13 protein-coding genes are annotated in these 14,036 nt (G+C 67.9%); 5 read left to right on the top strand and 8 right to left on the bottom strand.

Annotation, left to right across the window (positions count from 1 at the left end):
• Position 1 precedes the first annotated feature (1 nt).
• The 4 genes from JL37_RS25095 to JL37_RS25080 form a co-directional block, all read right to left on the bottom strand.
• Positions 2–1,279 (bottom strand): M28 family peptidase, encoded by a 1,278-nt coding sequence (locus JL37_RS25095; RefSeq protein ID WP_043547699.1) that lies wholly within the window; start codon positions 1,277–1,279, stop codon positions 2–4.
• Positions 1,280–1,376: 97 nt separating this feature from the next.
• Positions 1,377–2,366 carry a tripartite tricarboxylate transporter substrate binding protein gene (locus JL37_RS25090; protein ID WP_043547698.1) on the bottom strand — a complete coding sequence of 330 codons (990 nt, stop codon included), beginning with the start codon at positions 2,364–2,366 and terminating at the stop codon, positions 1,377–1,379.
• Positions 2,367–2,493: 127 nt separating this feature from the next.
• Positions 2,494–3,414, bottom strand: a complete 921-nt coding sequence (locus tag JL37_RS25085) for a LysR substrate-binding domain-containing protein (protein ID WP_043547697.1) — start codon at positions 3,412–3,414, stop codon at positions 2,494–2,496.
• Between the two features lie 58 nt (positions 3,415–3,472).
• Positions 3,473–4,192: a GntR family transcriptional regulator gene (locus JL37_RS25080; RefSeq protein WP_043547696.1), complete on the bottom strand. Its 720-nt coding sequence runs from the start codon at positions 4,190–4,192 to the stop codon at positions 3,473–3,475.
• A gap of 111 nt (positions 4,193–4,303) precedes the next feature.
• Between JL37_RS25080 and JL37_RS25075 the strand changes: the two genes are divergently transcribed.
• From JL37_RS25075 to JL37_RS25055, 5 genes are all read left to right on the top strand, one after another.
• A complete protein-coding gene (locus tag JL37_RS25075) occupies positions 4,304–5,317 on the top strand; it encodes an Ldh family oxidoreductase (RefSeq protein WP_052097590.1) in 1,014 nt (337 codons plus the stop codon).
• Positions 5,318–5,348: 31 nt separating this feature from the next.
• Entirely contained in the window at positions 5,349–6,575 is a 1,227-nt protein-coding gene (locus tag JL37_RS25070; RefSeq protein ID WP_043547694.1) for an iron-containing alcohol dehydrogenase, read from the top strand.
• A gap of 30 nt (positions 6,576–6,605) precedes the next feature.
• Positions 6,606–8,054, top strand: coding sequence for an NAD-dependent succinate-semialdehyde dehydrogenase (locus JL37_RS25065; protein WP_043547693.1), 1,449 nt, complete (start codon positions 6,606–6,608; stop codon positions 8,052–8,054).
• Positions 8,055–8,129: 75 nt separating this feature from the next.
• The gene (locus JL37_RS25060; protein WP_043547692.1) at positions 8,130–9,218 is read left to right on the top strand and encodes an isocitrate/isopropylmalate dehydrogenase family protein; all 1,089 of its coding nucleotides are present in this window, start codon (positions 8,130–8,132) and stop codon (positions 9,216–9,218) included.
• A 50-nt stretch (positions 9,219–9,268) separates the two neighbouring features.
• Positions 9,269–10,252, top strand: a complete 984-nt coding sequence (locus tag JL37_RS25055) for a tripartite tricarboxylate transporter substrate binding protein (protein ID WP_052097589.1) — start codon at positions 9,269–9,271, stop codon at positions 10,250–10,252.
• 73 nt (positions 10,253–10,325) lie between these two features.
• Here JL37_RS25055 and JL37_RS25050 read toward each other — a convergent pair whose 3' ends face one another.
• The 4 genes from JL37_RS25050 to JL37_RS25035 are packed head-to-tail and all read right to left on the bottom strand — an operon-like array spanning position 10,326 to position 13,959.
• Positions 10,326–10,943, bottom strand: coding sequence for a 2-hydroxychromene-2-carboxylate isomerase (locus JL37_RS25050; RefSeq protein ID WP_043547691.1), 618 nt, complete (start codon positions 10,941–10,943; stop codon positions 10,326–10,328).
• Positions 10,944–10,967: 24 nt separating this feature from the next.
• Entirely contained in the window at positions 10,968–11,933 is a 966-nt protein-coding gene (locus JL37_RS25045; protein ID WP_043547690.1) for a tripartite tricarboxylate transporter substrate-binding protein, read from the bottom strand.
• Positions 11,934–11,954: 21 nt separating this feature from the next.
• Positions 11,955–13,226, bottom strand: a complete 1,272-nt coding sequence (locus JL37_RS25040; RefSeq protein WP_052097588.1) for a CaiB/BaiF CoA-transferase family protein — start codon at positions 13,224–13,226, stop codon at positions 11,955–11,957.
• A gap of 43 nt (positions 13,227–13,269) precedes the next feature.
• Complete coding sequence (locus tag JL37_RS25035; RefSeq protein WP_043547689.1) at positions 13,270–13,959, bottom strand: glutathione S-transferase family protein; 690 nt, start codon at positions 13,957–13,959, stop codon at positions 13,270–13,272.
• Between the last annotated feature and the right edge of the window lie 77 nt (positions 13,960–14,036).

Raw genomic sequence — 14,036 nt, 5'->3', positions numbered from 1 at the left:
TCTATCTGGACGCCAAGGACGCGAGCTGCGCGTCGCTCATCCGCAAGGCGGCGTCCGCCAACGCGCAAGTGACCGCCACGGCCTGGCGCAACTCGGCTTCCTCGATGATGGCGGGGACGTCGCCCGCCGACAGAATGTTGTTGACGCGCGACTCCGGCTTGCCGAATCCGGCCAGCAGGCGCAATGCCGGAATGCCATGGCGCGCAAAGTTGGCATGGTCGGAATTCGGCATCAAGGGCAGCCAGGTCCCCACCGCCACGCCGCTGGCGTCGCCGGCATCCTTCACGACCGCCGCCAGCGCCGGGAAATCGCTGATCAGCGCCGTCAGGCTTGCATCGCCGGCCACCGTATCGAGATTGATGTCGAACTTGATGCGCGCCCGCTCGGCGGGCGCGAGTTCCGCCAAGTAGCGCGCCGAACCGGTCAGCGCCCATTCCTCGGCGCAGAAAAAGCAAAGCCGCAGGCTGGGCGTGTCCGGCCCGACCCGCGCCGCCAGCGCTCGGAACGCGGCCAGCGCGGCCGCCACGCCCGTGCCGTTGTCCAGCGCGCTGACGCCCAGATCGTGCCCGTCCATGTGGGCGCTGATGACGATCACGCCATCGCGGCCGCCCGGAATCTCCGCGATGCCGACGCTTGCGCGCGCGTCTTCGACCTCCTCGCCGCTGACCGCGATGCGCACGCGCGCCGCCCCCGCCTCGCAGGCGGACGCCAGCGCCGCGCCCCCTTCATGGTCGATGTAGGCCGCGGGAATGCCCGCGCCGCCGCGCGGCCTGCCCGACGAGCCGGACAGCACGCCTTGGCCGGGCACATTGTTGGCGATCAGGAACGCCGCGGCGCCCGCCTCAACCGCCATGTCGTACTTGCGGCGCCGGTGCACGTGGTCGCCGGTGAACGGGTACTCGTGGCGCACCAGCACGGCGCGGCCGCGCGCCCGATCGCCGAGCCGGGCGAAATCCTCGGGACGCCCACGCCCCGCGTCGACGACGTCCAATTCCAGCCCGCCCTCCGGCGTGGACGCCGAGCGCAGCAAAGGCCGGCAAGCCAAGGGCTGGCGCGCCGCCCCCAGCAATTCCAGGTTGGCGGCCCCGCAACGCCAGGCATCGTAGGGCACGGTCAGCGTCCGGGCGGCTGCGGCTACCTCCCCGGCGCGCGCCATGGCCCACGCCATGGCGGCATCGTCCTGCCCGCTGCCGGACATGCGTCCGCCAAAGCCGCAGACCGTCTTGAAATCACTCATCAGCGCCGCATCGTTGGCGGCGGCTCGAAGCCAGGGTTCCATCTTGGATGTCTCGTGTTCCGGCGCCGGCGTCCACCAGGACGGCGGCGGCCGCGTTAATGGGAATTGGCGTGGGGATTGGCGGCCGGACCGGACCGCGTCACTCGAATTTGATGCCGGCGCGCTTGACCACGTCCTGCCAGCGCTCGAAGTCGGCGTTCAGCAAGCGGGTCAGCGCCTGGGCGCTGGGATCGGCCGGCGCCTCCACCCCCACGCTGCTCAGCCGCTGCTTGACGGGCGCCGATTGCATGACCGTCTTCATGGCGCTTTCCAGCTTGTCCAGCACCGGCTTGGGCGTGCCGGCGGGCGCCATCAGCCCCCACCAGCTCTGCACCGTCAGCTTGGGCAGGCCCAGTTCCTCGAAAGTCGGGACGTTGGGCGTGGCGGCCTCGCGCGCCGGCGAGGACACGGCGATCGGCGCGATCTTGCCGCCCTGGTACAGCGCGGCGGCCGTGGGCATGGTGGTGAAGCTCACCTGGATCTGGCCGCCCGCCAGGTCGTTGACGGACGCCGAGGCGCCCTTGTAGGGAATGTGCACCAGCCGGATGCCCGTGTTCAGCATGAACAGCTCGGCCATCAAATGCGTCAGCGAGCCGTTGCCGCCGGAACCGATGGAAATGGAGCCGGGCTTGTCCTTGGCGGCGGCGATCAGCGCCGGCACGGTCTTGCCCTCGAAGCGCGGATTGACGAACAGGTACATGGGCGACACGCCCAGCAGCGAGATCGGCGCGAAGTCCTTGCGGGCGTCGTATTTGATGCGGTCGCCATACAGCGCCGGCACGATGGTGAACGGCACGTCGGCGAGCAGCAGCGTGTAGCCGTCGGCGGCCTCGCCCGCCACGTAGGCGGTTCCGATCATCGACCCCGCACCCGCCCGGTTTTCAACCACCACGGGCTGGCCCAGCGCCGCGCTCAACTGATCGCCGATACCGCGCGCGATCACGTCCGAACTGCCGCCCGTGGCGTACGGAACGATCAGGCGGACCGGCTTATCGGGATAGGCGGCCTGGGCCGGCGCGCCGGCGACAAGCGCGGCAACGGACAATGCGGGCAGGATGCGGGCAAACGGCAAGAACTTGGAGATGTTCATGGTGTCGGTCGAACCGGAAGGTCACTAGGGTCCGGCCATTCTGGCGGCTCCCGGCCGGCCCGCGCAAAGGACATATGCGCATGGGGCATTCCATGGCGGAATACCGCCGCTCCTCCGCCCGGCCCGCTCACCGGGCCAGGTACGACCTCACCTGCTCGTTGAACGCCGCGGCCCGCTTCGCCACCCAATCGCAGAAGGCGTCGGCATAGGCGCCGCCCACGTTCGGGCGTGGCTGCATGAGGTAATAGCCGTAGCGGCCATCGACCGATTCGCCCAAGGGACGCACCAGCTGCCCCGCCTCCAGGTGCGCGAGGACCATGCACACGGGCACGATGGCCGCGCCCAACCCGTGGAGGACGGCGGGCAGCAACACCGAAAAACCTTCATATTCCGGCGCCGTGGCCGGCGCGCCTGCCCATAGCGGCGCGATGTCGGCGCGCCATTCGTCCCAGCTGTAGCCGCGCTGCGCGCGCTTGAGGAGCGGCACGCCGTCCAGATCCTCGACCGTGCGCACCGGATGGCGCGCGAGCAGGCTCGGCGCGGCCACCAGAGTCATTTCGCGGCCGCACAGATATTGGGCCGACATGCCGGCCACGTGCCCGGTATGCAGCTGGATCTCGGCGTCGAAACGCTCGGCCTGGTCGCGCCCATGCAGCAGGCGCGGCCTTACGTTGACCCGCACCTCGGGGTGCAGGGCAAAGAACTCCGCCAGCCCGGGTATGAGGCAGAACTGCGCGAACGACGGAGACACCGCGACGTTCAGCGCCACCCGCGACATGGGATGCGCCACCAGCGCGTCGGCCTCGTCGATCAGGCGCAGGGCCGCGCTGATCCGCTCCAGGTACAGCGCGCCGGCATGCGTCAGCCGCAGCCCATTGGGCAGGCGCTTGAACAGCGCCGCGCCCAGGCGGTCTTCCAGGGCGCCGATATGCTTGCTGACCGCGCTCTGCGTCAGGTGCAGCTCTTCCGCGCTGCGGCTGAAATTGAGGCTGCGCGCCGCGGACAGGAAGATCCGCAGGGTGACCAGTGAATTGCGCGAACCTTTCATGCCGCCCCCGCCCGCCCGGCGCTGGCCACGATCGAACCCTTGGCCGCTGCTTGCATGGTCAATCCAGCATTTCGAAGAACGGCGCCATGCGCTCGCGCGAGCGCAGGATATGGTCGCGCATGGCGGCCGCCGCGCCCTCGGCATCGCGCAAATCCAGCGCCTGCACGATGCGCGCATGTTCGGTCACGGCCTCTTCCGTGACGCGCGAATGGAAGCGCAGCCGGAACAGATGGGTGTGCGCGTACAGCCGGGCCAACGCTTCGGCCAGCAGCTCGTTGCCGCTCTGCTCCGCGATCCAGGAGTGGAACTGCGCGTCCAGCACGGCGAACTTGCCGTAGGCCACGCGCGCGTCGTCCGCGCTCGGGGCGCTCATCGCGGCGGACAGCGCGGCCAGCTCCTGGCGCGAGGCGTCCGTCATGCGCTGCGCGGCAAGACTTGCGCCGAACGGTTCCAGCTGCAACCGCAATTCATACATCTGCTCGAAGCGCCGGCGCGTAGGCATGGGCGCTGCGCTGTAGCCCACGTGGTGCGTCTTCACGACCAGCCCTTCCGTTTCCAGGCGGATCAGCGCCGCGCGTATCGGCGTTTGCGAAACGCCCAGTTCACGGACCAGCGCGTCCACCGCGATGCGCATGCCCGGCGCGATCTTCAAGGAAATGAGCTGCGACAGCAGCGCTTCATAGACTTCATCGCCCAGCGAACGCGCGCGTTCGCCCAGGCGCGCTCCGCCAGATGCGGCCGGGGTCGCGGCACCGGAGCCGAGGGAGAGAGTCGTCATGGTTGTTTCCCCTAGGTTTGCCAACAATCGGTTGACGTCCAATTTGTTACAAGGTTAGCATAAATCAGATCGTATTTCAGATCCGATCGGATTTAACAACTGACTGAGACTATGACGACAACGATAAAAATGGGGGAGGCATGGGAAGTCTGCGTCCGTGCGCTGGAACAGGCCGGCACCCCGACCGGCCATGCCGCGACCCAGACCAACCTGCTGCTTGAAGCCGAATTGCGCGGCCGCGCTTCGCATGGGCTGCTGCGCCTGCCGCGCATCATCGAGCGCATCCACAACGGCGTCGCCGATCCGAAGACCCGCGGCAAGGCCGAATGGCGCTCACCCGCCTTCCTGGACATGGATGGGGAACGCGGACTCGGCCCCGTCATCGCGCTGGCGGCGCTGGAACAGATCCGCGGCCGCGCCAGCGAAACCGGCATCGCGGTCGCGGCGGTCAGCAACAACAACCACATCGGCATGCTGGCGCTGTATGCGGAACAGGTAGCGCGCGAAGGCCAAATCCTGTTGGCGCTGTCCACCAGCGAGGCCCTGGTCCACCCCTGGGGCGGCCGCCGCGCATTGATCGGCACCAACCCCATCGCGATCGGCGTGCCCACCGAAGCCGAGCCCTTCGTGCTGGACATGGCCACCAGCCAGGTCGCCATGGGCAAGATCCACGACTACGCCAACCATGGCCGCGCGCTGGAGCCCGGCTGGGCGCTGGACGGCGCCGGCAATCCCACGACGGACGCCGTCGCCGCCAAGGCCGGCGCATTGGCGCCTTTCGGCGAGGCCAAGGGCTATGCGCTGGGCCTGGCCTTCGAATTGCTGGTCGCCAGCCTCACCGCATCCGCGCTGGGCACGGCGGTCAAGGGCACGCTGGATTCCGGCGAGGTCTGCAACAAGGGCGACGTCTTCATCGTGGTCGAGGCGGGACCGGGCGCGGTGGCCTCCCGCATTTCCGGCTACCTGGACGAGATCCGGGCCTGCCCCGCCCTGCTCTCCGGGCGCCCCGTGGCCATACCCGGAGACCGGGCGCGCGCCGAACGCCGCCATCGCCTGGACGCAGGCATCGAGCTGGCCGACGAAGTCTGGCACCGCATTCTCGACCTGGCGCAATGCGCCGTCTGAACTCCATACGACTCCCTCTGAAGGATCCGCAATGACTGATTTGTTTGGAATCATGCGCGCGCCGCGCGCCGTGTTGTTCGGCAACGGCCAGCGCCACGCGCTCGGCCGCGTCGCGGCCGCCCTGGGCAGCCGGGCGCTGATCTGCACCGACGAGCGCTTTGCCGCCACGCAGGAAATGTCCGATCTGCTCGCCGCGCTGGAGAGCGCCGGCGTGCGCGTCCAGGTGTTCGACCGCACCCAGCCGGACCTGCCCGTCGAAGGCGTCTACGAATGCGTGGCCGCGCACCGCGGCTTCCAGCCGGACGCGATCGTCGGGCTGGGCGGCGGCAGCTGCCTGGACATGGCCAAAGTCGTCAGCCTGCTCCTGGCGCATGGCGGCGAAGCCTCCGACTACTACGGCGAATACAAGGTGCCCGGCCCCACGATCCCCGTGATCGCCATGCCCACCACCTCGGGCACCGGCTCCGAGGTCACGCCCGTGGCCGTGCTGGCCGACGGCGCCCGCGACCTGAAGGTCGGCATATCCAGCCCGCAGCTGATTCCCCACACGGCCATCTGCGATCCGGAGCTGACGCTGACCTGCCCCAAGGGCCTGACCGCCATCGCCGGCGCCGACGCCCTGACCCACGCCATCGAGGCGCTGACCGCCGTCAGGCGCAGCCCCGACGCCGACATCGCGCAGACGCGCGTGTTCGTCGGCAAGAACGCCTTCAGCGACCAGCAGGCTCTGATCGCCATCCGCGCGCTGGCCTCCTATCTTCCCCGGGCGGTGGAAGACGGCTCGGACCTGCACGCCCGGGGCCAGGTCATGGCCGCGGCGCTGGCCGCGGGCCTGGCCTTCGGCGTGGCCGGCACCGCCGCGGCCCATGCGATCCAGTATCCCATCGGCGCCCTCACCCACACCGCCCACGGCGCGGGCGTGGCGACGCTGATGCCCTACGTCATGGACTTCAACGCCCCGGCCTGCGCGGCGGACTACGCCGCCATCTCGCAGGCGATGGGCGACACGGAAACGGATCCGGCCCGCCTCGCCGCCAACGCGCCGCGCCACGTGTACGAACTGTTCTCGGCCATCGGCATTCCCGCGACGCTGGAAGGGCTGGGCGTGCGCGCCGACCAGCTCGGCTGGATCGCCGGCCAGTCCATGCTGGCCGCCCGGCTGGTCACGAACAACCCCCGCCCGCTCGATGAAGCAGGCATCGCATCCATCGTGGCCGCCGCCCATGCCGGCCAGGGCTCATTCCGCGCATCCCGATAACCCCTCTCTTTCCCTACCCGGAGCAAACACATGACCATCGAGGCCAGCAAGCTATCCACTGACCTTTACATCGACGGCGCCTGGCGCCCCTCGTCCTCGGGCCGCCGCATCGACGTATTCGACCCGTCCACCGAACAGGTCATCGCCAGCGTGGCCGATGCCACGCTGGAGGACGCGGCCGCCGCCGTGGACGCCGCCTCGCGCGCCGCCGCAGGCTGGGCGGCCACCCCCGCCCGCCAGCGCGGGGAAATCCTGCGCAAGTGCTTTGAACTGATGACGCGCGACGCCGAGAGCCTGGCCCGTCTGATCTCGATGGAGAACGGCAAGGCGCTGGCGGACGCCCGCGGCGAAGTCGCCTACGCGGCCGAGTTCTTCCGCTGGTTCTCCGAGGAGGCCGTGCGCATCAATGGCGACATCAGCGTGTCGCCCAGCGGCGCAAGCCGCATCATCGTGCAGTACCAGCCCATCGGCGTCGCGCTGCTGGTCACCCCGTGGAATTTCCCGGCCGCCATGGCCACCCGCAAGATCGCGCCCGCCCTGGCCGCCGGCTGCACCTGCATCCTCAAGCCCGCCACGGAAACGCCCTTGACCGCGTATGCCGTCATGCGCCTGCTCGAAGAAGCCGGGGTGCCCGCGGGCGTGGTCAACGTGCTGACCACTTCGTCGGCCGGCAAGTTCGCCAATGCCGTGCTGGACGACCCGCGCGTGCGCAAGCTTTCCTTTACCGGCTCCACGGAAGTGGGCCGCGTGCTGCTGCGCAAGGCGGCCGACTCGGTCATCAGCTGCTCGATGGAGCTGGGCGGCAACGCGCCCTTCCTGGTTTTCGACGACGCGGACATCGACGCCGCGGTGGAAGGCGCGATGATCGCCAAGATGCGCAACGGCGGCGAGGCCTGCACGGCCGCCAATCGCTTCTACGTGCAGCGCGGCGTGGTGGAGGCGTTCAGCGCCAGGTTCGCCGCCCGCATGGCGGCGCTGAAAACCGGCGACGGCGTCGGCGCGGACACGCAATGCGGCCCCTTGGTCAATGCCGGCTCGGTGGACAAGGTGGCGGCGCTGGTGGACGACGCCGTCGCCAAGGGCGCGCGCGTCAGAACCGGCGGCAAGCGGCTGGACCGCCCCGGCTACTTCTATGCGCCCACGGTGCTGGTGGACGTGCCCGCCGACGCCGACCTGCTGGGCGAGGAGATCTTCGGCCCCGTGGCGCCCATCGTCGCCTTCGACACCGAAGACGAAGCCGTCGCACTGGCCAACGCCACCGAATATGGCCTGGTCGCGTACGTCTACACCCGCGACCTCGCGCGCGGCATGCGGGTTTCGGAACGCATCGAGAGCGGCATGATCGCCCTGAACCGCGGCCTGGTGTCGGACCCGGCCGCCCCGTTTGGCGGCGTCAAGCAAAGCGGGCTGGGCCGCGAAGGCGCGCATCACGGCCTGCTGGAATTCATGGAAGCCAAGTACATCTCGACCAACTGGTAATGCAGCCGCGCGGCCGCGCCTCCAGGCGCGGCCGGCCCACCCTGTTTCAAGACCCACACAAGGAGACAGCCAGACATGGCTAAGTATGAAATCGCGACCATAGACGGCGACGGCATCGGGCCGGAAGTCTGCCAATCGGCGATCGCCGTGCTGAAGGAAGCCTGCGGCGCCGATCTGCTGGCGTTCAGCAGCCACGACGGCGGCGCTGACCACTACGTCAAGTCGGGCCACGTGCTGCCCGACGACACCTACGCCGCCTGCAAGGCGGCCGACGCCATCCTGCACGGCGCGGCGGGCATGCCCGGCGTGACCTACCCCGACGGCACGGAGGTCGGCAACGACCTGCACCTGCGCCTGCGGTTCCGGCTGGACCTGTACGCCAACGTGCGTCCGATCCGGCTATATCAGGGCGTGGATTCGCCGCTCAAGCACTTCAAGCCGGGGCAGATCGATTACGTCATCGTGCGCGAAAACACGGAGGGCCTCTACGCCAGCCGCGGCGGCGGCATCGTGCTGCGCGACGAGGTCGCCACCGACACCATCGTCGTCACCCGCAAGGGCATCGAACGCGTCGCCCGCTTTTCCTTCGACCTCGCCCGCCGGCGCAACGGCGCCCCGCGCGATGGCAAGCGCCGCGTCACCGTCTGCGACAAGGCCAACATTCTGCGCACCTACGCCTTCTTCCGCAGCGTCTGCGACGACGTCGCGGCGAACTACGCCGACGTCGAAATCGATTACGCCTACGCCGACGCCATCACGGTGCACATGCTGAAGCGGCCGGACTTCTATGACGTGATCGTGGCCGAGAACATGTTCGGCGACATCATTTCCGATCTGGGCGCCGCCACGATCGGCGGCATGGGCCTGTCGCCGTCCGCCGAACTGGGCGACACGCACGGCCTGTTCCAGGGCGCGCACGGCTCGGCGCCCGACATCGCCGGGCAGAACGCCGCCAGCCCGCTGGCCACCATCCTGTCCGGCGCGCTCATGCTGCGCTGGCTGGGCGACAAGCACGCCGACGCCGCGCTGACCGACGCCGCGCAACGCATCGAACTCGCGGTCGAACAGGTGCTCGCCAAGGGCGAATACGTGCCGCGCGACCTGGGCGGCGCCGCAAGCTGCACGGACATGACGCAAGCCGTCCGCCGCGCACTGTCCCGCTGAGCGCGGGACGCATCCATCCACAAAAGAACCACATCACGAGGAGACACCCCATGCTACGAATCGCCCCCATCCTGTGCGCCGCCCTGGCCGCCGTATCGCTTGCCGCCCCGGCCGCCGCGCAGGACTACCCCAACCGTTCCATTACCGTCATCGTGCCCTTCGCCCCCGGCGGCACCAGCGATACGCTGGGCCGGCTGGTCGCCACATCGCTGGGCAAGCAGCTGGGCCAGACGGTGGTCGTGGAGAACTCGGGCGGCGCGGGCGGCCTCATCGGCATGCAGAGGCTGCAGAAGAGCGCTCCGGACGGCTACACCCTGGCGTTCAACAACATGTCGCTGGCGATCCTGCCGCACCTGCATCCCAAGGCCAACTACGATCCGCAGAAGGAGCTGGCGCCCATCGGCATCGTCGCGACCGTGCCCATGGTGCTGTCGGTCAGCAACAAGAGCGGCATCCAGGACCTGCCCGCCATGCTCAAGCGCATCCGCGATGAAAAGGCCGTCAAGCTGAACCTGGGTTCAAGCGGCCCCGGCAGCACCGCGCACCTGGCCGAGGCCATGTTCCTGCACTTCGCCAATGCGCGCGGGGAACTGATTCCCTATCGCGGCACGGGCCCGGCGCTGACCGACCTGATGAGCGGCATGATCGACGGGGTGATCGACCAGACGGTGACCATGCTGCCCCTGCACCAGGACAAGCGCGTCAAGGCGATCGCCGTCACCGGCCCGGCCCGCCTTGCGCAGAGCCCGGACATCCCCACCTTCGCCGAAGGCGGCCTGCCCGAGTTCGACCTGGCGATCTGGAACGGCCTGGTGGCGCCCGCCGGCACGCCGCAAGCCGTGGTCGACAAGCTGTCCGCCGCCCTGTCCAAGGCGATCGATACGCCCGAGTTCAAGACCCGCCTCGAACAACTGGCGGCGCAATCCCCCACCGAGCAGGAACGCGGCCCCGTCGCCTTCTCCGAGCTGCTCAAGCGCGATTCGGAACGCGTGTCTTCGCTGGTCAAGAGCGCGAACCTGCTGAGCGGCAACTAGGTTGTGCGCACGGGCTGGGCCGTCCGGCGCCACGAGGTGACGGACGGCCCAGCCCCCCGGCAAAAAGCGCGCGCTAGGCGGCGCTTGTCTCCGCGATCCGGCGCTTGAGCTCGTCTTCCACGAACTCCATGCGGTCCTTCCCCCAGAACAGTTCGTCGCCCACGATGATCATCGGCACGCCGAACACGTCTCGCTCCAGCCCCCGGTCGGTTTCCTGCGCCAGTTCGGCCGCGATTTCGTCCGACGCGGCCAAGGTCTCGAAGGCGTCCGGGTCGATGCCGAGTTCCTGCGCGATCGGGCGCAGGCCGGCGTACTCCTCGACGGTGGCGTCCCCCTGCTCCCAATAGCGGTCCATGACCTTCTGCACGAATGCAAGTTCCACGCCATGGCGCCTCGCCACGAGCGATCCGCGCAGGGCGCGGCTTGATTTGATGGGGAACTGCCTCGGGATGCTGAAGGGCAGGCCGTACTTCTCGGCCCAGCGCATCAGGTCCCGCTTGCGGTTGCGCAACTTCGCCTTGGACTCCTTCATCAGTTCATAGTTGTTGTTGCGGAATACGTACCCCAGGTTGAACGGATGCAGCCTCAGCTCGGCGTCGTACCGCTCCAGCAAGGGCTTGATGAGCTTCAAGGCGAAATAGGTATTGGTGCTGCCGACGTCCCAATACATTTCTATCTGGTTCTTCTTCACGACGGTTCTCCGTAATAGCTAGATCTAGCGCAGCAAGGCCTGCGACTGTTGAATCAGTGGCGTCCAGATCGAAACCTGCTCGTCCAGCTTCGTCCGCAGGCCCTCGGGCGTCGCCCGCTCGGCGCTGACGGGCGTGGCGCCCATGTTTTTCATGCTCTCGACGAACGCCGGGTCGGCAAGCGCGGCTTGTAGCGCTCGATCCAGCCTCTCTACGACGGGCCCGGGCACGCCCTTCGGGGCGTACACGCCATGCCAGACCGTGACCTCGAAATTGCTCAGCCCCTGTTCGGCCAGGGTGGGCAGCGCCGGAAGCGCCCGCAGCCGGCTGGACGTGGTGCTGCCGTACGCCCGCACCTTGCTGCCGAGTATCGGCTGCAGCGTCGTGGTGATCTGATCGCAAAGCAGATCGACCTGCCCGCCTTGCAGATCCGTCATCGCAGGCGCCGCGCCCTTGTATGGAATGGTCGTCAGCGCCAGGTTCAGGCGGCTCATCAGCAACAGGCCGCACAGATGGGAGGCCGTGCCGATCCCGGCGTTGCTGAGGTTGATCTTCTTCTGGTTCGCGCGCAGGTACTCCGCCAACCCGGCGAAGCTGTCCGGAGGAAGGTCCTTCCGGCCGACCAGGGTCATCGGCACGTCGACCACCTCGCCGATGTATGAAAAATCGCGCTGGGGATCGAACTTGATCTCGGGCGACAGCGATTTGAGCGTCGACATCCCGATGTTGTGGATCAGGAGCGTATAGCCGTCCGGCGCCGAACGCAGCACCGCCTCCGCCCCCACGATGCCTCCCGAGCTGGGCCGGTTGTCCACGATCACCGTCTGCCCGAGGTTCCTGCCCATGGCCGCCGCGAGCTGCCTGGCGACGACGTCCGTGGGCCCGCCCGCCGAAAATGGAACGACCAGCGTGACCGGGCGGCTGGGAAAGCCCTGCGCAGCGGCAAGCCCCGGCAAGGCCATCAGCCCCGCGGCGAAAATCTTCTTGATCATCGTTTGTCTCCTTCGTCTTGTTCAAGGGACTCGGACTTCGGCGCCCATCCTCTTCAGCAACGGATCCTTGGCCAGGACGCCATCCTCGTACAGGCCCTGGATCTCCGCGGGCGACAAGCCGAGAAGCTCCATCAGGATTTCCTCGTTGTCCTCTCCGAGCGCCGAGGCCCGGAGTTCTTCTTGCGGCCTCCACGCGGAGAACTTCGCGGGAAAGCCGGGAATCTCGAATTCCCCGATCACCTCGTCCCGCACCTTGCGCACGGTGCCGCGCCCGCGAAGATGCGGATGCGCCATGGCCTCATTCAGCGTCAGCACGGGCGCGCAGGGGATCCGCTTGGCATCGAGCACCGCCATCGCCTGCTCGCGAGTTCCCATCCGGGCCAGCCATGCCTCGAGAATGGCTTTGATGTCCTCGTTGTTGTCCCTGCGCAATGAAGCCGTGGCGAATCGCGGATCCTCCAGCAGTTCCGGCATCTCCAGCGCGCCCGCGAAGGCGTTCCATTGATGGGGCAGGATGGCCAGGGACAGATACGTTCCGTCGCCGCAACGGAATATGCCGGTCGGCCCCCCGTCGGGGTGCTGCGAACCCGTGCGCGCCGGAACGTAGCCCTTGCGCAGCGCGACCCGGGGCACCGCAACCTCATGCATCTGGAAATAGGTGTCCAGCAGCGTTGCCTCGACGTGCTGCCCCTCGCCGGTCCGTTCGCGATGCAGCAGCGCGAAGCCGACCGCCATGGCGGCGGTCATCCCCGTGGCGGTATCGCCTATCGCCATGGTGATCAGCGAGGGATCGCCGTCCGGCGCGCCGATCAGGTCGGTTATGCCCGCGTAAGCCTGGGCGATATAGTCATAGCCGGGCTTCTGGCTGAGCGGACCGTCCTGCCCGGCCAGCGAAATCGAGCACATCACCAGGCGCGGGTTCAGCTCCCGCAACTTTTCGTATGACAGCCCGGCGCGCGCCATGACACCGGGGCTGAAGTTCTCGACGAGCACGTCGAACGTCGAGATCATGCGCCTGATGAGCGCCAGCCCCCGGGGATGCTTGATGTCGAGCGCGATGCTCTTCTTCGAGTGGTTGTGCTGGAAATAGTAGGTGCTTCGGCTGGAGCCCTTGTGGCCGGGATCCCGCGACTTCAATCCCCCGATGCGCGTCCGGTCGCCAAAGGGAGCAAGCTCGACCTTGACCACCTCGGCGCCCAGCTCCGCCATGATGCGCGTGCATGTGGGCCCGGCGACGATCTGGGTCAGATCCAGGACCCGGTATCCCTTGAGCATGGGCAGTGCGGTACTCATATCCGTATTCCTCGCGCTATGCATGGGCGTCGCCGCCGTTTTTTTACGACTGGCCGAAAAGGTTGTTCCAGCGCTCGCCTTCTGGAGGCTTTCCGCTGCGGTCCACCTTGTCGGCCAGGACGGCAAGGCCGCGCTGCACGGCGGCGCGGGCCCTGACTGCCGAATACCACCGGCTGATGTTCGGCCACTCATTCAGATCCTGGCCCTGCCACTTGTAGGGCCGCAGCCAGGGATATGTGGCGATGTCCGCCAGCGAATACCGGTCTCCGGCCAGGTACTCGCACTGCGAGAGGCGCCGGTCGATGACGCCGTACAGGCGATGGGCCTCGCGCGTGTACCTGTCTATGGCGTACGGAATGGGCTCGGGCGAGTACTTGCGGAAGTGATGGGCCTGGCCCAGCATCGGCCCCACCCCGCCCATCTGGAACATCAGCCATTGCAGGACGGCGGATCTGCGCCGCGGCTCGGCCGGAAACAGATCGCTCCCGGCCTTCTCGGCCAGGTAGATCATGATCGCGCCCGACTCGAATATACGGATGGGCTCCTGGCCCGGCCCGTCCTCGTCCACGATCGCGGGAACCTTGTTGTTGGGGCTGATCTCCAGGAAGCCCGGCTTGAACTGCTCGCCCTTGCCGATGTGGACCGGCACCACCTCATAGGGCATGGCCAGTTCCTCCAGGAGGATCGACACCTTGTAGGCATTGGGTGTAGACCAAAAGAAAAGTTGGATCATCAACGGCCCCCGTCACGTAAACTCAACGACTGGGATCCATGGTATGGACATTGAATCGGCGGCGAAAATAGGACATC

Origin of the sequence: Achromobacter sp. RTa (assembly GCF_000757485.1) — a bacterium.
Taxonomy (GTDB): Bacteria; Pseudomonadota; Gammaproteobacteria; order Burkholderiales; family Burkholderiaceae_B; genus Achromobacter.
The sequence above is the reverse complement of the archived record's forward strand: the minus strand, read 5'-3'. Positions and strand labels throughout refer to the sequence as shown.